Consider the following 17328-nt stretch of genomic DNA (forward strand, 5'->3'; position numbering starts at 1 on the left):
GGGGGATCGTTCGAGGAATGCGACGAGGTGAGGCCCTAGGACCCTTGTCCCGTGATGGTGGCACGCCGACGCTGGTGGACGAGGAGAGGAGCCGTCATGCAGGCACAATATCTCGACGCCGGAGATCTGCGATGGCCATGGGTCGCGGCCGCCGCCGTCGTGGGCTTCGCGGCATTGTCGGTGACGTCTCCCCTCACCGTCCTCGGGGGTGCAGCAGCGGTCGTCTTCATCGGACTCGGCGTCTTCCGTAATCCGCATCATCGGGTCGTCGGCGCCGCGATCGTGTCGGTCGGTGTCGGACTGATGGTCCCGGGTTTGCCCGCCCTTCTTCTCCACGGTGTGAACTCGCTGTGAGCGGCCGCTCCGCGATTTGGAGACTGTGTGCCCTGTCGAGACGGTCACGCGGCGGTGGCACATTCTCTACGTGGCCGGCACGACCGAACAGAGACGAGGAATCGACATGCAGACTGATTCACCGATAGTCGTGGGTGTGGACGGATCGGCGCAATCGCTCGACGCCGTGCGCTGGGCCGCCGATGCGGCCGTCCACCATCGAGTCCCGCTACTTCTGGTGTCCTCCCTCCTGACGGCGCCCGGTACATTCGGTGACGCCGTCAACCTCTCCGCAGGTGTGTTCAGCGGCGTGGAATATGGGGGCACCCAGCGTCTCGCCACGGCCGCGGAACTCGCCCGGCGGAGCGTGCGCGGCAACCACCTCACCCTACGGACGGCGTTGCGTCACGGCTCGGCCGTGCCGGCCCTGCTCGACGCCGCGAAGTCGGCGCGCATGCTGGTCGTCGGTTCCCGTGGCCTCGGAGAGTTCACCGGCGGCCTGGTGGGATCGGTCAGCGCCGCGGTAGCCAGTCATGCACCCTGCCCGGTGGCGTTGATCCGCGGAATGCCCGAAACGGACGCGCCGCCATTGGACGGCCCGGTGGTGGTCGGTGTCGCCGTTGCCCCAGCCGATCTCAGCGACAACGAACTTCCCTGGTCGGCAATCGCGACCGCTGAAGAGGCCGTCCTGTCGGAGAGCCTCGCCGGATGGAAGGACAAGTATCCGGACGTGTCCGTCCGCAAGATTGTCGTCCGAGATCGACCGGTTCACCACTTGCTTCAGCAATCGCAAGGAGCGCAGTTGGTGGTGACCGGCAGCCGTGGGCGGGGTGGTTTCACCTCGTTGCTGCTCGGTTCGACGAGTCGGGCGCTCCTCCACGCGCTCACCTGCCCGCTGCTGATCGTGCGCCGGTGACGAGACGAGACGCCTCCACCGCCGTCCCGGCCGGGCGGACCGTGATGAGTCCCCTCCTGAGGATCGGCCGCGCACTGGGGGCCTTCGGGTTCGTCGTCGTTGCAGGCACGCTCGGGTATGTCGTCCTGGGCTTCGGCATTCTGGATGCGCTGTACCAGACGGTGACGACGATCAGCACGGTCGGGTTTCGTGAGGTCCACCCACTCGGTGCGGTGGGCCAGATCTTCACGATCCTGCTCATACTGGCAGGTGTCGGTACGGCGCTATACACGTTCGGGGTAATCCTCGAAGCACTCATCGAGGGACATCTACGTCAGCACATGGAGCGTCGGCGAATGGACAGACACATCAGCCGGATGACCGGGCACGCGATCATCTGTGGTTTCGGCCGGGTCGGACGGGCCGGAGTGCAGTACCTGGCCACGCTCGGGATGCCGGTCGTCGTCGTCGATCGAGATCCGGAGCGCCTCGCCGACCTCGACGTCCCGACAGTAGTCGGGGATGTCACTGACGACCAGGTTCTCGAAGCGGCGGGAATCGGCCGTGCCCACGCCCTGATCACGGCGCTCGACACCGACGCGGACAATGTCTACGTCACCCTCTCGAGCCGTGCGTTGCGGCCGGATCTGATCATCATCGCCCGCGCCCGCAACGACGGTTCGACGTCCAAGCTGATTCGGGCGGGAGCAAACCGCGTCGTCAACCCTCAGCTCATCGGGGGGCGCCGGATGGGTGCCTTCGCGCTCCAGCCACACGTCGCCGAGTTCCTGGACGTCGTGATGCACGACGAGACACTGGACTACCGGATCGAGGAGGTCGAGGTCTCGGCTGGTTCGCCGCTGGCCGGGCGGACGCTGGCGGAAGCGGACCTCGCGGCGGCCACCGGCTCGCTGTTGATGGCGTTGCGGTCACCGACGGGGCAGTTCGTTGCCAATCCCCCGCTGGAGCGACGTCTGGACCCGGGCACGATTCTCATTGCGCTCGGAACTGCGCCGCAGCTCGATGCGCTCCGCCGCGAGGTCAAGCAGAGTGAGGGAATCGGCTCACCCTGAACGGTTTCCGGCCCTTCATCGTGCCTCCTCCGGGGTGCGGCGAGCCCACCGGAAATACGCCATGGGTCCGATGAAGTTCACCGCGATCACGGCAGCCCAAATAGTTCGGCTCCCCCTGATCTCGCGGGGATCACGCTTCGCCAGATCTGCCCAGGCCGCCACGGCCAGCCCCAGCTGCACCGCCGCCGCCACGACCAGCGCGGCGCGCTGCGGCGTTGTCAGACTCGACCACGTCACACGCCTCTTCCATGGACTCATCGATGCTCCTCCGATCTCGCCTCCACCGGCCCGGCACCGCGAGAGCAATGCCTCTGCGGCGCCGACCACTGGATCTAGGTCCGTCTTTCCGTGTCCCGGGTCGATTCGGCGGCAATGGTGCCTGCCCACGCGCACACGTCCGCCCAGTCCCGGGCGTCGCCGTAGTGCCCACCCATGAGCCTGAAGACAACTCGCCCGAATCCCGGCCAATCACCCGGGGCGATCGCCCCGGCAAAGAAACGGTGATCGCGCACATCGGCCGCATCCCGCAGCAACCGCACCGCTCGCGGCTCCGGTGTCACGCGACGCAGAAAACGCGCCAGCCGCTTGGACAGGGTCGTGCTGGTGACGCCCACCGACGACACCGAGAACGCCCATACTCGCTTCCCTTCGAACTGCGACCGCAGGCGCTCGACCGCATCGGAGGCGTCGGCGAGCCACTGCCCGTCATGGATCGCGCTTCCGAGAACGATCACGTCGTAGGAGTGCACGTGTGACACGTAGGCGGCCGCCCGCACATCGACTTCCTGCCCGAAACCTTCGATACACGACCCGAGTCTCTCGGCTATCCCGCGGGTCGAGCCCTTCGCTGTCGCGTACGCCACCAGTACTTTCATGGGTGGGGCCTTTCCGGAGAGGTGTCGGCACCGGAATCGTCACCGCTCGAGTGAGGCCCGGGCTCATCTGGCTCGAACGGTCCCTGGTCGAGGCGGAACGGTGGGTACTCGTCCCGCATCAGGGTCGCGTAGGCCGCGACGCGAAACGCCCAGCGGTTGATGCCCATCACGAAGTCGAAAAGACCGTGTGGGTACCGTCCGGTGAAGAGAAGCGCAATTGCCGAGAAGGTCACCACGAGACCGAGCAGAGAACCGACGAGCCACGTCTGCCCGTAGTGCGCACCGTCGGTGGCGAACGCTCCGGCACGCCAGCTTCCGAACCACCCTCCCGCGAGTAGCGACAGAATCAGGTAGTGCGGGATCGCCAACAGCCACCACTTCACGAGCACCAGTCCGCGGGACAGCCGCACGGGATAATCGACGTCGAAGTCCGCCGGATAGTCGGTACGTTTCAGGGTGAAGGGTGGGTAGCGGTCCGTCGCCAGGGCCGAGTAGGTATAGAACTGCACGCGCCACCACCACCGGAGAACGCCGACGCCGAAGTCGAAGAGGGCCCGCGGATACCGCGCCGTGAACAGGATCACGAATCCGGACACCAGGGTGGTGACGACGAACGCGACCCCGAGGAAGAAGAGCACGAAGTAGTGCGGGATCGCCAGTAACCACTTCACCAGCCACAGCCATCGCGACAGTGGTTCGTCGAGTTCGCCCACGAGACGGGTGGGATAGGCGGTCCATGGAACCTGGGGGTGGGTGTCGTCGGCTGCGTCCCGTCCGACGGGATGTGGTTGCGGTGGACCGTGCCGACCCAGACCGATTGCTCCTGCCACGATCAACGGGATTCCGATGATCAGAAAGACGACTGCGCCGATCAGGACACTCAGAGCGAGCGGTCCGAGGAAAGCGAGGCGTGCCCCGGCCTGAATGTCGGCCGACACCCCGGGGGCGGCGTCGGCATTCATCACGACAGCCGTCCAGGCACCCTGCTGCAGCTCCCAGCGCACTTCTTGTGTTCCGGGACCCGATGAAAAGGTCGACCAGAACGACTGCGCCCCTGGTGCTTCCGCGGGCCGGGTTCCAGGAATCTGCCGATAGGTCGGTCGGAACGGATCGAAGTGCACGTCTGTCACCTCGGTGCGAGCAACGTCGGTGAAGTACTTGTCGACCTCGTCACGAGGGCCGATCCCGATGAAGATCTCCTGGCTGGGATCGGTCGCGGTGGCTCGCAGCAGTACCCGGCCGAGGTCCTCGGTGCTGAACCCTTCCGGCAAGTCGGCGCCCTCGAACAGATCGACCTTCTCCGATACCAGGGCACTTTCACTCGTCTCGAAGTGCTCACGCGGCGAGGTGAAGTGCCCACCGTCGCGTTGCATGAAGTAGGCCCACCCCAGAAACACCGCGGCAGTGAGCAGCGCGAACCCGGTCAGGGCGCTCAGACAGCCCAAGACGAGAACAGCCACTCTGCCGGTTCGCACAGGAAATTCCTCCCGGTCCGTGTCCCCGAAGTCTCAGTGTGGGTCCTGGCTCCATCGGCGCGTCAGGGTCATTGGTCACCACCTCGCCCGATGGTCGCGCGTGTTTGCGGCAACGAAAGAACGCGGACGAAAGGCCCTAGTACACCGGCCGGTGGATCAGCGACAGTTGAGCAGGACAGGAGCTGACATGCACCACGTCATAGAAGTGCACAGTCTTCACAAACACTTCGGTCACGTTCACGCACTGGACGGGTTGGATCTCACCGTCGACACCGGCGAGATCCACGGCTTCCTCGGGCCGAACGGTTCCGGAAAATCCACCACCATCCGTGTACTGCTCGGGATCCTGCGCGCCACGTCGGGTCAGGCCCGGATGCTCGGTCGCGATCCGTGGTCCGATGCAGTCGCGCTGCACCGTGAAGTGGCCTACGTGCCCGGCGACGTCACACTGTGGCCATCCTTGTCCGGCGGCGAAACGATCGACCTGCTGGCACGACTGCGCGGCGGACTCGACGAACAACGCCGCGGAGAACTCATCGATCGGTTCGATCTGGATCCGCGCAAGAAGGCGCGGAGCTACTCCAAAGGTAACCGGCAGAAGGTAGCCCTGGTGTCGGCCCTCTCGTCACACGCCAGGGTTCTGCTCCTCGACGAACCCACCTCCGGTCTGGACCCATTGATGGAGCAAGTCTTCCGCGCGTGCGCCCGCGAAGCGGTCGACCGCGGCGCCACCATCCTGTTGTCGAGCCACATCCTCTCCGAGGTCGAGGCGCTCTGCCATCGGGTGACGATCATCCGTGAAGGCAAGACAGTCGACAGCGGCGCCGTCGACTCGATGCGTCACCTCAGCCGCACGTTGATCACCGCCGAACTACTCGGCGACGCGGGCGACCTGCACCACATCCCCGGCGTCGCGGATATCGTGATCAACGGCAGCATGCTGCACTGTCAGGTCGACAGCGGAGTTTGCGGCGGCGACCGCCGCCAGTCCCGCCCAGATCGCCATGTACGGACCCATATTCAACCCCAGTCCCGGGGCGGTGGCGATCTGGAAAGCCGGTGCGCTGTACACCGTGATCGCCGTCGCGGTGATCTTGACCGTGATCCGGCACACCCGGGCCGAGGAGGAATCCGGTCGCGCCGAGCTGATCGATTCGACCGCGGTCGGCCGGTACGCCGGACTGACCGCCGCGATCGTCGTGGCCGCGGGTGCGTCGATTGTGACGGGAACCGCATTCGGCGTCGTGTTGCGCATGTTCGACCTGCCGCTGGCCGGCTCGATCGGCTACGGAGCCGCCCTGGCCGCAAGCGGTCTCGTGTTCACCGGCGGAGCCGGCGTCGCCGCGCAGTTGACCACCTCCGCCCGCACGGCCCGCGGGTTCGCGTTGGGCGCACTCGGAGTGTTCTTTGCACTCCGCGCCGTCGGTGATGCCGGTTCCGGGGCATTGTCGTGGTTGTCGCCGCAGGGCTGGTCGTTGCAGCTGCGCCCGTTCGCCGAGGAGCGCTGGTGGACACTTCTCCTGCATGTGGCAGGGACCGCGGCATCGACCGTCGCCGCCTACGTGCTGCTCCGCCGCCGCGATATCGGTGGCGGTCTCATCGCCGAACGCCCCGGCGACGAGACCGCCGGGCCTGCTCTCGCGGGGCCCGTCGGTCTGGCGTGGCGGATGCACCGCGGGACACTGCTCGCGTGGACCGTCGCCCTGCTCCTGTACGGACTGTTGTTCGGCAGCGCCGCTCACGGGCTCGGCATCCAACTCGGCGACAGCCGGACGATCAACGACGTCCTCGCCCGCCTCGGCGGGAATGCAACCGTGGAAGACGTCTTCGTCGCCTTCGCGCTCACCATGCTGGGCATCGCCGCGTCGGCCTACGCGATCTCCGCCGCACTCCGGCTTCATTACGAGGAAGCCGCGCAACGCGGCGAGCCGGTGATCGCAGGATCGGTCGGCCGCGTCCGGTGGGCACTGAGCCACCTGCTGTTCGCGGTGCTCGGCCCAGCCGTCGCCATCGTCGTCGCCGGTGTCGCCGTCGGAGTGACGTACGGCGCGGCCGTCGGGGACATCGCGGGCAAGCTCCCCGCGACGGTGGCCGGCGCGCTGGTTCAGCTTCCCGCGATCTGGATATCGGCCGGAGTAACCGTGGCACTGTTCGGACTGCTGCCCCGCCTCGCGCCTGCCGCATGGGCCGTCTATGTGACGTTCATCCTGATCTTCATGGTCGGCGCTCTCTCCGGCCTCCCGGCCTGGGTCCTCGACCTGGAACCATTCAGTCATCTTCCGAAACTGCCTGGAGAAGCATTCGACCCGGCACCGATCGTGTGGGAGTTGGTTTTCGCGGTCGCACTGATCACAGTGGGATTGATCGGTTTCCGCCGGCGCGACCGGAGGTGACCGATCCGGGTATCGAATCTCGCCGGCGAACACGGGCCGTCAGCTCAGCGCGGCCCGGACCACCAGTTCGAACGTCGGCCGCGGATCCGTCGTGTCGTGTCGGGCGATGCGATGCAGGATCAGGCCTTCTGCGCAGGCCATGACTGCGGTGGCGGCGGTCTGTGGATCCCGTGCTCCCAGCCGGTGGAATGCCGAGACGGCCGACGCCTCCATGGCCGCGCGCCCCCGTGCCAGCGCCTCCCGGAGAGTGGGGTCGTGGCTGGCTTCGAGGAACAGGACCAGCCGTGCGGCGGTGACGGTTCGGTTGGCGACGGTCGTGTAGTCGATCAGACCGCAGAGCGCGTCGACGAGGTCGTCTGCGGATGTCGGTGCCAGTACACCGACTTCGGCCATCTCGCGTTCCACGATCGCGTCGACGGTGCCGGAGAGCAGCGCCGCCCGGGTGCGGAAGTAATTGGACGTCGTCCCCTTCGGGAGGCCGGCGCGTTCGTCGACCCGGGCGTGGGTGAGTGATCGCAGTCCCTCGGTTCCGACCAGGTCGATCGCTGCGTCGAGCGCTGTCGTTCTCGTTGGCGTCACACGCTACTATAAACATAGTGACTTGGCACTATGATCGTAGTAGCGTGATGTCATGAGACACGAGGCCAGCGGACACGACAGAGTTTCCGGACCGAACGGCGAGCCGGACAACACCTTTCCCGCACTGGACGGTGTCCGGCACCGCTACCTCCGACTCCCCGGCCTGCGCATGCACGTGGCCGAGGCCGGTCACGGCGAACCCGTGGTGCTACTCCACGGCTTCCCCCAGAACTGGTGGGAGTGGCGCGGGGTCCTCCCCGGGCTGGCCGCGCATTACCGGGTGATCTGCCCGGATCTGCGCGGCGCCGGCTGGACCGACGCCCCGCCCACCGGATACACCCGCGAGCAGTTGCTCGCCGACGTCGTCGCGCTACTGGACGCGCTCGAACTCGACCGGGTCTGCCTGATCGCGCACGACTGGGGCGCTCTGCTCGGATACGAGCTGTGCCTGCGCGCGCCGCACCGTGTGCGGAAATACGTGAGTCTCGGTGTCCCCCACCCGTTCGTTCGGTTCGATCCACGGCTGCTGCTGACGATCGCACGGCACGGCTGGTTCGAACCCGTGATCGCCGCACCGTTCCTCGGTCCACGCCTGCTCGGACGGGGGCGTCAACGACTGACCTACCACCTGCTGCGGGGTTTCACCACGAACCGGAACACCTGTTCGGAGAACGACATCGAGATGTTCGCCGCCCAGCTGCGCGAACCTGCCCGCGCCGACGCAGCGTCCGCTCTCTACCGATGCTTCATCATGCGTGAGGCCGCACGGATCATGTCCGGCGCGTACCGGAACCGCCGGCTCGGCACCCCCACCCGGGTGCTCATCGGCGCCGAAGACCCCATCGTGCGCCCGGAGTTCCTCGGCGGATTCGAGAAGCACACCGATGACTTCGGTGTCGAGGTCGTCGAGGGCGCCTCACACTTCCTCGTCGACGAGAGGCCGGAGGTAGTGCTCGAACGCGCGCTCGCATTCTTCGCGCCGCCGGGTCGGGGTCACGAGGCGGCGACGGGCACCTGACGGACCGGATCGATGCTCCCGGGACGCTCGACCTCGCCGAGGGCGAATCCCACGCCGCGCACGGTGTGGACGACGTACGGCGATCCCACGGCCACCAGTTTCCGTCGCAGGGAGCAGATGTAGGCATTGAGGACGTTCGTCTTCGATTCGACCGTCACACCCCACACCATGAGCATGAGGTCGCGGCGGGTGACGACCCGGTCGACATTCTGCGCGAGCACGGTGAAGAGGACGAATTCCGTCCTGGTCAGCGTGGTGCGGAGCCCGTCGTGGTCGGGTTCGTGAGGTTCCTCGCACAGGCAGACGTCCTGCGCGCCGTCGGGCACCTGCGCGGGCACCTCAGGCTTCACCCGGCGGAGGATCGCGCGGAGCCGTGCGACGAGCTCGTCCGCCCCGACAGGCATCTCCATCACGTCGTCGGCGCCGGCCTCGAGGAGGTCGCTGCGCCGGTTGCCGGAACGGAACGTGCCGATCACCACAACGGCGAGCGCGAATCGCATCGCCTTCAACGCACGCACAGTGGTGTCGGCGTCGAGATGTGGTGATCGTGCGTCGACTATCACCACATCGGGGGGTTCGATCCGCGACCGCACCGGCTCCGCATATGTCCTCGTGACGAAGAACCCCGCGTCCCGGAGGCGCTCGACGAGGGATCTCTCGACATCCGCGTCGATCAGCAGGACGCGCGGACGGGCGATGGCCGAACTCGACACAGCGTTCATGCGGGTTCCTCCTGTTTTCGAGCCTCGCGTCGGGGTTCCTGCTAGATCAACCCGGGACTGAGATCAAGTTCCCACGCCGCAGTTGATGACGATATCGGGCGAATCTCCCCTATCGTTACCGAGAGACCGCTGCATCAGACGATCGGGAGGTCGTTGTATGTCCCAGCTCCAGCACCTCACACTGCACGGGGACGCCGTCGCATACCGGATGGAGGGTGAGGGCGAGACGCTGCTGCTCGTACACGGGATGGCGGGAAGTTCCGCGACGTGGCGTGCCGTTTTCCCGCAGTTGGCGCAGCGGTACCGGGTCCTGGCGCCGGACCTGCCCGGCCACGGCGATTCCGCCAAGCCGCGCGGCGACTACTCGCTGGGCGCGTTCGCCGCGTGGCTGCGCGACCTCCTGAACGAACTGGGCATCGAACGGGTGACCGTCATCGGTCAATCCCTCGGCGGTGGGGTGGCGATGCAGTTCAGCTATCAGCATCCCGAACTGTGTGACCGGCTGGTCCTCATCGGCAGCGGCGGACTGGGACCGGACGTGAACTGGACCCTGCGGTTGCTGGCGGCGCCGGGGTCCGAGTTCGTCCTGCCCTTGGTGGCGCCCACCGTGGTTCGTGACGCCGGAAACAAGGTCCGTGGCTGGCTGGCGGCGGCCGGGTTCCACTCGGTCCGCGGCGACGAGATGTGGAACGCCTACTCGTCGCTGTCCGATTCGGCCACCCGGCAGGCGTTTCTGCGGACGCTCCGCGCGGTCGTCGACCATCGGGGGCAGGCGGTGAGCGCGCTGAGCCGTCTGTACCTCAACGAAGGTCTCCCGACGCAACTGATCTGGGGCGATTCCGACGGCATCATCCCGGTCGCGCACGGATACGCGGCGCACGAGGCGATTCCCGGGAGCCGGCTCGCCGTCCTCGACGGTGTCGGGCACTATCCCCACCTCGAGGATCCCGCCGCGGTGGTCGAGATCATCGACGACTTCGTCTCCACGACGCCGGCGCGGACCTGAACGATCCGTTCCCGGCGGCGCTCGCGCGGCGTCCGGTGACCAGAATGTAGACGCTGACCAGCAGCACCCACGCCGGGAACGCCAACGTCGACCAGAGGCTGAAGTCGACGATCACCAGCAGCCCCAGGGCCAGCAAATACGTGGTCACGACGAGCCATCGCGGCATCAAGCCGGTCCGCAGCCAGATCGTCCCCAGCGAGATCATGAACACCGCGGCCATACGCAGCGCGTAGACGTGGTTGATCTGCAGCATGATCTCGCGGCCGAAATAGACGATCTCGTTCGCGGAGCTGCCCGAGTGACGGGCAATGGCGAGGACGCCTCCCGCCACCCCCATCGAGACGAAACCCATCGCGAGAAACAGCAATCCGCTGCCGAGGAACACCGTCGCGAAGAATCGGTCCTCGAGGTCGCCGAGCCGGTCGCGGATGACGCCGATGAACCAGAGGAACGCGATCCCCGCGAACGGAGCAAGCAGCAGGGCCGCCTTGATCCGCATCTCGCCGCTGCCCACCCAGGGGGTTTCGTCGAACGGGTCCGCCGGCAGCGCGGTCCGCAGGAGGACGAGGCTGGTGGCGAACAGCACGGCGAAGACGATCCCCGCGACGGCCGCCGAGCGTGGCGTTCTCAGCCGGCGGAGGTCCTGCGCGCGCTGCGTTTCGGCCATGAGTCGATCCTCGCTCGAGGAGCGTTCGGGATTCACCGATTCGCGTCAACCGGGGAACACCCGCCGGTCGGTTTCCCGCTGGGCGGAACGCCGCATGGCGTGCAGCATCCCCGAGAACTGTGATGTCAATTACACATTCACGAGACTTCGACCACCGAATGTGACCACCCACCCCTACCGCCCGGCTCGGGCCGCGCCGCAGTGCCGCGGCGCCGTCACGAGTCCCGTGCAGGTATTCGAAAGGACCCGATGATGGTCACCCATGCGACCACCGAGCGATGGACACCCCGCCTGATCTTCTCGCTCGCCTCGATCGTGTTGCTGCTGGAGATGCTCGCGGTCAGCTACATGATGATCTCGATCGCGTTGCCGCAGATCGTCACCCACTACCAGACGACGCAGGGCGCATGGCTGCTCACGGCGTTCCTGCTGGTGGGAGCGATCACCTGCCCGCTGATCGGCAAGCTCGCCGATACACACGGCAAACGGAGACTCCTGCTGACGGCCGTGGGCCTGTCGGCGCTCGGGTCGCTGATCTCGGCGATCGCACCGACGTACGCGGTGCTGATCGCCGGCCGCGCCCTCACCGGTCTGCTCGTGCCCTGCCTGTTCCTGAGCTATTCGCTCATCCGCGACGTCTTCCCCGCCCGGACGGTGGCGTTGGCGGTCAGCATCGCCACGAGCGGCATGGGACTCATCGCGATCCCCGCACCGTTCTTCACCGGCTGGCTGATCGACAATTTCGGCTTCCGGAGCATCTTCTGGTTCTTCGTGGCCGGTCTGGTGATTCTCGCCGTCCTGATCCGGGCGACGACCGCGGAATCGCCGGTGCGCCTGCGCGCCCGCATCGACCTGATCGGCGCGGCGCTCCTGGGAGCCGGACTCGCCGGCATCCTCGTCGGGGTGAGCTTCGGGCCCTCGTGGGGCTGGGCGTCGGGGTCGACGATCGGGTTCCTCGCCGGCGGTGTCGCCCTGCTGGTGGCGTGGACGGTGTCCGCACGACTGCTCGCGGACCCGCTGATCGACATCCGGTTCTTCGGTAAGCGGCCGGTGTTCCTGACGGCGCTCGGCGCGGGATTCTGCTACGGCACGTCCGCGGTGTTCACGATCATGCTCCCGATGATGTGCATGACCCCGGCGATCCTGGGGCTCGGCTACGGATTCGGCATCAGCGCAGAGGGATTCGCGATCTTCCAGGCGCCGCTGGGTGGCGCCGTGGTGATCGGCGGGCTGATCGTCGGAACCCTGGTCCCCCGGAACGTCCGCCCGCGGACCCTGATGGTCGTGGGCATGCTCGTGATGGCCGCCGCCTGCCTGCTCACGGCGATGGTCCACGACGACAAGGCACTCCTGATCGGCTTCGCCGCACTCCTCGGCGTGGGAATGGGCATGGGGTACGCCTCCGTCCCGAACCTGCTCATCGCCGCGGTGCCGCCGCAGTTGCAGGCGACCACGGCGAGCATGGTGGCGGTGTTCCAGAGCATCCTGCCCGCAATCCTCCCGGTGATCGTCTTCTCGGTGTTGAACTCGCACATCGCGACCGTCATGCAGGGTGCGGTCTTCTACACCGACACCGGCATCACGATCGCGTTCGTGATCGGTGCGATCTCGGCGCTGCTGGGCGCGGTCGTGGCCTTCGCGTTGCCCCGCCGGATTTCGCAACTGAGCGCGCCCGGTTCGGGGTCGGCGGCCGCGGCCGACACGGACGGGGCCGTCGTCCTCGCCCACTGAGCCGCCGGTCTCACACCGTCGTCGCCGCGACTCCCCCGTGGGGTCGCGGCGACGACGGCCCTCAGCGATTTCACAGCGTGCGTGTGTCACCATCAGCGGTCGTCCCGTCCCTGGGCTCGGTCGTTGTGAGGAGGCATTGATGCGGGTGCGATTACCCGGGCGGGTCGTCCCGCTGACCGAGGCGCAGCACGCCATTTGGTTCGCACAGCAGCTCACCCCCGAGATTCCCTACGTGATCGCCCAGTACGTGGACCTGCGTGGTCCGGTACGCCTGGACCTACTGACGGACGCGTCCGCACGAGCCGTCCACGAACTGGGATCGTTCACCGTGCGGGAGGTGGACGGCCGGCCCCACCAGGTTTTCGGCACCGGAACGTCGGAGCCGGTGCCGGTGGTCGACCTGCGGGACGAACCCGATCCGGTCGACGCGGCCGAACGGTGGATGCGGAATGACTGCACCTCCCCCGTCGACATGTACGGCGAATCACTCGTCCTATCGACGATTCTGCAGGTGGGCGCCGAGCGCACCTACTGGTACTCGCGTGCCCACCACGTCGCGATGGACGGTTATGCGGCGATGATGTTGATGCGCCGCACCGCCGAACTGTACGTGGCGGGAATCGACGGCGACCGGCCTCCGGAGTTCCGGACGGTCGATCCTGGGCGGATCGCGGCGGACGACGCGGACTACCGGTCTTCGCCCCGCTTCGAACGCGACCGCGCCTACTGGCGGGCGCAGGTCCGCGACCTGCCCCCGATGGTCGGCCTCAGCGGACGACGTACCCCGAATCCCGGCGCCTCGGTGCTGGTGGCACGGGGCAGCGCGGACCGCAGCAGCGACCTCTTGCGTCCCACCGACGACGGGAACGCGCACAGCCCGACCGTGGTGGTGGTGGCGGCGTTCGCCGCGTATCTCGCCCGCATGACCGGCGCCGACGACGTGGTCCTGTCACTTCCGGTGTCCGCCAGGACATCTGCGCGGCTGCGCGGCGCCGGTGGTTCCGTGTCGAACGTCCTTCCCCTCCCTCTGCGCGGTGTCGGCACCGGCACGGTGCGGGAGGCGGTGCGGGCGGCCCGAACGGCCTTGACGGGGGCGCTCCGCCATCAGCGGTACCGCCGCGAGGACATCGGCAAGGACACCGCCTCTGCCGGAACGGGTCTCACCCACTTCGGTCCGGTCGTCAACGTGATGCTGTTCAAGCAGGAGATCACTCTCGGTCCGGTCAGCGGACGCGTGCAGGTGCTGACGACCGGTCCCACGGCCGACCTGGCCGTCAACATCTATCCGGGACCACCCGGCTCGGTTCCGCGCATCGACGTCGAGGCGAGTCCGGCGCTGTACGACGAGGACGAGGTCACCGGGCACCAGAGACGGTTCACCGTGTTCCTCGCGCGTTTCCATGCCGCCACCGGCACGGACCGCCTGGTCGCCGACCTCGACGTGTTCCACGACGCCGAGCGGGAGGCGTTCACTCCGGCCTCCGGACTGCCGGATTCGGAACCTGTGACGCTGGATCGGATTCTCGCGGCGACCGTCGTTACCCGCCCCGACGCCGTCGCGGTCCGGGACCGAGGGCGGGTGGTGACCTACCGCGAACTCGACGAGGCCGCCGACCGGTGGGCGCGGGTGCTGACCGGGCACGGCGTCGAACCCGAGGACCTGGTGGCGGTGTCGATTCCGCGGTCGTACGAATCGGTGCTGGCGTTGTGGGCAGTAGTCAGGAGCGGCGCGGCGTACGTGCCCGTCGATCCGACCCACCCCACCGACCGGATCGCCTACACCCTCGGCGACTCCGGCGCGGCGCTGGGTCTCACCGTCCGCGCGGCGCGCGATAGCCTGCCCGGCACCATCCGCTGGCTGAGCCTCGACGACGGCGACGAGAATCCGCTGACCGCGGAACGCGGTAGCCCTGTGCGCATCGAGCACCCCGCCTACGTGATCTACACCTCCGGCTCCACCGGGGTCCCGAAAGGGGTCGTCGTCACGCACGACGGTCTCGCCAACCTCGTGCAGGAGATTCGGGACAAGTACGCGGTCACAGCACATTCGCGGGTCCTGCATTTCGCATCGCCCAGCTTCGACACCGCACTGGTCGAGGTGCTCGCGGCGTGCATCGGCGGCGCCACCCTGGTGATCGCACCGACCGACGTGTACGGCGGGGCGGAACTGCGAGAACTGCTGCGCGCCGAACGCATCACCCATCTGCTGTCGACGCCGTCCGCGCTGGCGACCGTGGAACCCGACGGGCTCGACTCCCTGGAGCTGGTCCTCGTCGGAGGCGAGGTGTGCCCGCAGGACCTCGCTGATCGGTGGGCGGTCGGCCGGACGATGCGGAATGCCTACGGGCCCACCGAAACCACGTGCAGCGTCACCCTCACCGACCCCCTCGACCCGGGCAGCCGGGTGACGATCGGGTCCCTGATGCGGGGCGTGCGGGCGACGGTCTGCGATCCGCTGCTGCGCCCCCTCCCGCCGGGGGCCGTCGGCGAGCTGTACCTCGGGACGCCGGCACTCGCCCGCGGATACCACCGGCAACCGGCACTGACCGCCACACGATTCGTCGCGGACCCGGCCGGCAAGCCGGGATCCCGCATGTTCCGCACCGGTGACCGGGTCCGGTGGACGAACGCGACCACCCTCGAATTCCTCGAACGCGCCGACGATCAGGTGAAGGTCCGCGGATTCCGCATCGAGCTCGGCGAAATCGACGCCGCGCTGCGCAGGAACCCGAACATCGACTTCGCCACCACGGTCGTGTACCGCAACCCGGCCGGAGACCCGGTCCTGGTCTCCTACATCGTGGTGCGGCGCGAGTCGCAGACCACGCCCGAGTCGGCGAGACGCGACCTCGCACGGTTCCTGCCGGACTACATGGTTCCCGCATCGATCACCGTGCTGGACGCGGTTCCCCTGACACCGACGAAGAAGCTGGACCGCGGCGCACTCCCCGCCCCCGCCTTCCGCACGACCACCACCCCTCGACGCGAACCGGACACGGTGACCGAGCGCACGGTCGCCGACGTGTTCGGCCGACTGCTCGGTGTCCCCGCCGTCGCGGCGGGCGATTCGTTCTTCGACCTCGGCGGAGACTCCCTGTCCGCCACGAGGGTGGTCGCGACATTGAACGCAGAACTCGACGCGACGCTCGGTGTGCGTGAGCTGTTCGAGACCCCGACCGTGTCGGCGCTCGCGGAGCGGATCGACGACAGGGACGCTTCCGGATCCGGCACGGTGCGCGCTCCGGGTATCGCCGCCACCGCCGTGCCCGACCGGGTACCGCTGTCGCCGTCGCAGCAGTTCATCGACCGCACGGCCACCACCCCGCCGCTGTACAGCATTCCGTTCACGGTGCGGGTGGCGGGGGCGGTGGACGTCGACGCGCTGCGCTGCGCTGTGGCGGACGTCGTGGCGCGCCACGGTGCGTTAAGCACCGTCTTCCCTGACTCGGCGTCGGGGCCGTATCAGCGTCTGCTGTCCGTCGACGATGCCCTACCGGATCTGGCGCCGATCCCCGCCGGACCCGACGACGTCGGCAACCGGGTGGATCGGGTGCTGGGGGCGCCGTTCGACGTGCGGACCGAACCCCCCTTGCGCGCACGGCTCTTCGCATTGGACGCACGCGATCACCTCCTCGCGTGCGTCCTCCACCACATCGCCGCGGACGGATGGTCGCTGGCGCTGGTCGCACGCGATCTCGTCTCCGCGTATGCGAGCCGGACCGCGGGCGCGCCCCCGGGCTGGGAGCCGCCCCGGGTGACCTACCCGCAGTACAGTGTGTGGCGTCGCGACATGCTGGGCACCGAGGACGATCCGGGAAGCGTCGCGTCGCGGCAACTCGCGTTCTGGACCCAGGAACTGTCGGGACTCCCCGGCGAGGTGGGGCTGCCCCTCGACCGACAGCGGCCGCAGAACTGGACGTACGGCGCGGGACGCGTCACGTTCCGGATCGACGAGACCGCACATGTCACGCTCGCGTCGCTTGCGCACCGACATCACGCCACGGTGTTCACCGCGCTGCGATCTGCGGTCGCGATCCTGCTCGCCCGGTTGAGCGGAGACACCGACATCGCCGTCGGCACCCCGGTCGCCGGTCGGAACGTCCCGGAATTGGACGACGTCGTCGGGATGTTCGTCAACACCGTCGTCCTGCGGACCCGGGTCGATCCCGGGGACACGCTCGCGGCGGTGATCCGAGATACCCATGACGTCGAACTGCGTGCCTTCGCGCACGCGGACCTGCAGTTCGAGCGACTCGTCGACCTGATCGACCCGCCCCGGTCGCCGTCGCTGCACCCGTTCTTCCAGGTCGCGATGTCGCTGAACAACTTCACCCCGGCGACCCTGGACGTCGCCGGCCTCCGTTTCGACATCACCCCGCGGCCCCTCGACGTGGCGAAATGCGATCTCCACTTTCATTTCACCGAGTGCCACGACTCCACCGGCAGGCCGGCCGGGATCGACGCCGAACTGGTGTACGCCACCGACCTCTTCGACGGGGCCACCGCGACGTCCTTCGTCGACGCTCTACTGGCCGTCGTCGGAGACGATCAAGGTGGATGA

14 protein-coding genes and 1 pseudogene are annotated in these 17328 nt (G+C 67.7%); 9 read left to right on the forward strand and 6 right to left on the reverse strand.

Annotation, left to right across the window (positions count from 1 at the left end; genetic code table 11):
- The first annotated feature begins 96 nt into the window (after nucleotides 1-96).
- From QM841_RS13955 to QM841_RS13965, 3 genes are all read left to right on the forward strand, one after another.
- The gene (locus QM841_RS13955) at nucleotides 97-354 is read left to right on the forward strand and encodes a hypothetical protein (protein WP_283332430.1); all 258 of its coding nucleotides are present in this window, start codon (nucleotides 97-99) and stop codon (nucleotides 352-354) included.
- A gap of 106 nt (nucleotides 355-460) precedes the next feature.
- Entirely contained in the window at nucleotides 461-1249 is a 789-nt protein-coding gene (locus QM841_RS13960; protein WP_283332431.1) for a universal stress protein, read from the forward strand.
- Nucleotides 1250-1293: 44 nt separating this feature from the next.
- A complete protein-coding gene (locus QM841_RS13965; protein ID WP_283332549.1) occupies nucleotides 1294-2301 on the forward strand; it encodes a potassium channel family protein in 1008 nt (335 codons plus the stop codon).
- 15 nt (nucleotides 2302-2316) lie between these two features.
- Here the strand turns inward: QM841_RS13965 and QM841_RS13970 are convergent, their stop codons facing one another.
- From QM841_RS13970 to QM841_RS13980, 3 genes are all read right to left on the reverse strand, one after another.
- Nucleotides 2317-2559: a PLDc N-terminal domain-containing protein gene (locus QM841_RS13970; RefSeq protein ID WP_283332432.1), complete on the reverse strand. Its 243-nt coding sequence runs from the start codon at nucleotides 2557-2559 to the stop codon at nucleotides 2317-2319.
- A 74-nt stretch (nucleotides 2560-2633) separates the two neighbouring features.
- Complete coding sequence (locus tag QM841_RS13975; RefSeq protein WP_283332433.1) at nucleotides 2634-3176, reverse strand: flavodoxin domain-containing protein; 543 nt, start codon at nucleotides 3174-3176, stop codon at nucleotides 2634-2636.
- A complete protein-coding gene (locus QM841_RS13980; RefSeq protein ID WP_283332434.1) occupies nucleotides 3173-4651 on the reverse strand; it encodes a DUF4389 domain-containing protein in 1479 nt (492 codons plus the stop codon). The genes QM841_RS13975 and QM841_RS13980 overlap by 4 nt, the downstream gene beginning before the upstream one ends.
- 187 nt (nucleotides 4652-4838) lie before the next feature.
- On the opposite strand from QM841_RS13980, the pseudogene QM841_RS13985 reads away from it, so the two are divergent.
- Together QM841_RS13985 and QM841_RS13990 are read left to right on the forward strand one after the other, a co-directional pair.
- A pseudogene (locus QM841_RS13985) lies at nucleotides 4839-5612 on the forward strand (ABC transporter ATP-binding protein); the annotation flags it as partial.
- Nucleotides 5613-5655: 43 nt separating this feature from the next.
- Nucleotides 5656-7044 carry an ABC transporter permease gene (locus tag QM841_RS13990; protein WP_283332556.1) on the forward strand — a complete coding sequence of 463 codons (1389 nt, stop codon included), beginning with the start codon at nucleotides 5656-5658 and terminating at the stop codon, nucleotides 7042-7044.
- A gap of 39 nt (nucleotides 7045-7083) precedes the next feature.
- On the opposite strand, the gene QM841_RS13995 is transcribed toward QM841_RS13990, so the two are convergent.
- Nucleotides 7084-7623: a TetR/AcrR family transcriptional regulator gene (locus tag QM841_RS13995; RefSeq protein WP_283332435.1), complete on the reverse strand. Its 540-nt coding sequence runs from the start codon at nucleotides 7621-7623 to the stop codon at nucleotides 7084-7086.
- A gap of 52 nt (nucleotides 7624-7675) precedes the next feature.
- Between QM841_RS13995 and QM841_RS14000 the strand changes: the two genes are divergently transcribed.
- Nucleotides 7676-8641, forward strand: a complete 966-nt coding sequence (locus QM841_RS14000; RefSeq protein WP_283332436.1) for an alpha/beta fold hydrolase — start codon at nucleotides 7676-7678, stop codon at nucleotides 8639-8641.
- On the opposite strand, the gene QM841_RS14005 is transcribed toward QM841_RS14000, so the two are convergent.
- Nucleotides 8617-9363 carry a response regulator transcription factor gene (locus QM841_RS14005; RefSeq protein ID WP_283332437.1) on the reverse strand — a complete coding sequence of 249 codons (747 nt, stop codon included), beginning with the start codon at nucleotides 9361-9363 and terminating at the stop codon, nucleotides 8617-8619. The two genes, QM841_RS14000 and QM841_RS14005, sit on opposite strands and share 25 nt — an antisense overlap.
- A gap of 157 nt (nucleotides 9364-9520) precedes the next feature.
- Here QM841_RS14005 and QM841_RS14010 point away from each other — a divergent pair, with 157 nt between their 5' ends.
- Entirely contained in the window at nucleotides 9521-10369 is an 849-nt protein-coding gene (locus tag QM841_RS14010) for an alpha/beta fold hydrolase (protein WP_105417417.1), read from the forward strand.
- On the opposite strand, the gene QM841_RS14015 is transcribed toward QM841_RS14010, so the two are convergent.
- Nucleotides 10329-11036 carry a hypothetical protein gene (locus tag QM841_RS14015; RefSeq protein WP_280783194.1) on the reverse strand — a complete coding sequence of 236 codons (708 nt, stop codon included), beginning with the start codon at nucleotides 11034-11036 and terminating at the stop codon, nucleotides 10329-10331. The two genes, QM841_RS14010 and QM841_RS14015, sit on opposite strands and share 41 nt — an antisense overlap.
- Nucleotides 11037-11285: 249 nt before the next feature.
- Here QM841_RS14015 and QM841_RS14020 point away from each other — a divergent pair, with 249 nt between their 5' ends.
- Nucleotides 11286-12767 (forward strand): MFS transporter, encoded by a 1482-nt coding sequence (locus QM841_RS14020; RefSeq protein ID WP_283332438.1) that lies wholly within the window; start codon nucleotides 11286-11288, stop codon nucleotides 12765-12767.
- 139 nt (nucleotides 12768-12906) lie between these two features.
- Nucleotides 12907-17328, forward strand: a complete 4422-nt coding sequence (locus QM841_RS14025; protein WP_283332439.1) for a non-ribosomal peptide synthetase — start codon at nucleotides 12907-12909, stop codon at nucleotides 17326-17328.

The sequence above is a fragment of the Rhodococcus sp. IEGM 1307 genome, from assembly GCF_030056915.1.
Taxonomy (GTDB): Bacteria; Actinomycetota; Actinomycetes; order Mycobacteriales; family Mycobacteriaceae; genus Rhodococcus_F; species Rhodococcus_F opacus_D.

Coding starts and splice junctions, on each gene's coding strand:
- QM841_RS14010 (WP_105417417.1), top strand. CDS start 9,521: ATGTCCCAGCTCCAGCACCTCACACTGCACGGGGACGCCGTCGCATAC.
- QM841_RS13970 (WP_283332432.1), bottom strand. CDS start 2,559: ATGAGTCCATGGAAGAGGCGTGTGACGTGGTCGAGTCTGACAACGCCG.
- QM841_RS13955 (WP_283332430.1), top strand. CDS start 97: ATGCAGGCACAATATCTCGACGCCGGAGATCTGCGATGGCCATGGGTC.
- QM841_RS14020 (WP_283332438.1), top strand. CDS start 11,286: ATGATGGTCACCCATGCGACCACCGAGCGATGGACACCCCGCCTGATC.
- QM841_RS13960 (WP_283332431.1), top strand. CDS start 461: ATGCAGACTGATTCACCGATAGTCGTGGGTGTGGACGGATCGGCGCAA.
- QM841_RS14025 (WP_283332439.1), top strand. CDS start 12,907: ATGCGGGTGCGATTACCCGGGCGGGTCGTCCCGCTGACCGAGGCGCAG.
- QM841_RS14015 (WP_280783194.1), bottom strand. CDS start 11,036: ATGGCCGAAACGCAGCGCGCGCAGGACCTCCGCCGGCTGAGAACGCCA.
- QM841_RS14000 (WP_283332436.1), top strand. CDS start 7,676: ATGAGACACGAGGCCAGCGGACACGACAGAGTTTCCGGACCGAACGGC.
- QM841_RS13965 (WP_283332549.1), top strand. CDS start 1,294: ATGAGTCCCCTCCTGAGGATCGGCCGCGCACTGGGGGCCTTCGGGTTC.
- QM841_RS13990 (WP_283332556.1), top strand. CDS start 5,656: ATGTACGGACCCATATTCAACCCCAGTCCCGGGGCGGTGGCGATCTGG.
- QM841_RS14005 (WP_283332437.1), bottom strand. CDS start 9,363: ATGAACGCTGTGTCGAGTTCGGCCATCGCCCGTCCGCGCGTCCTGCTG.
- QM841_RS13975 (WP_283332433.1), bottom strand. CDS start 3,176: ATGAAAGTACTGGTGGCGTACGCGACAGCGAAGGGCTCGACCCGCGGG.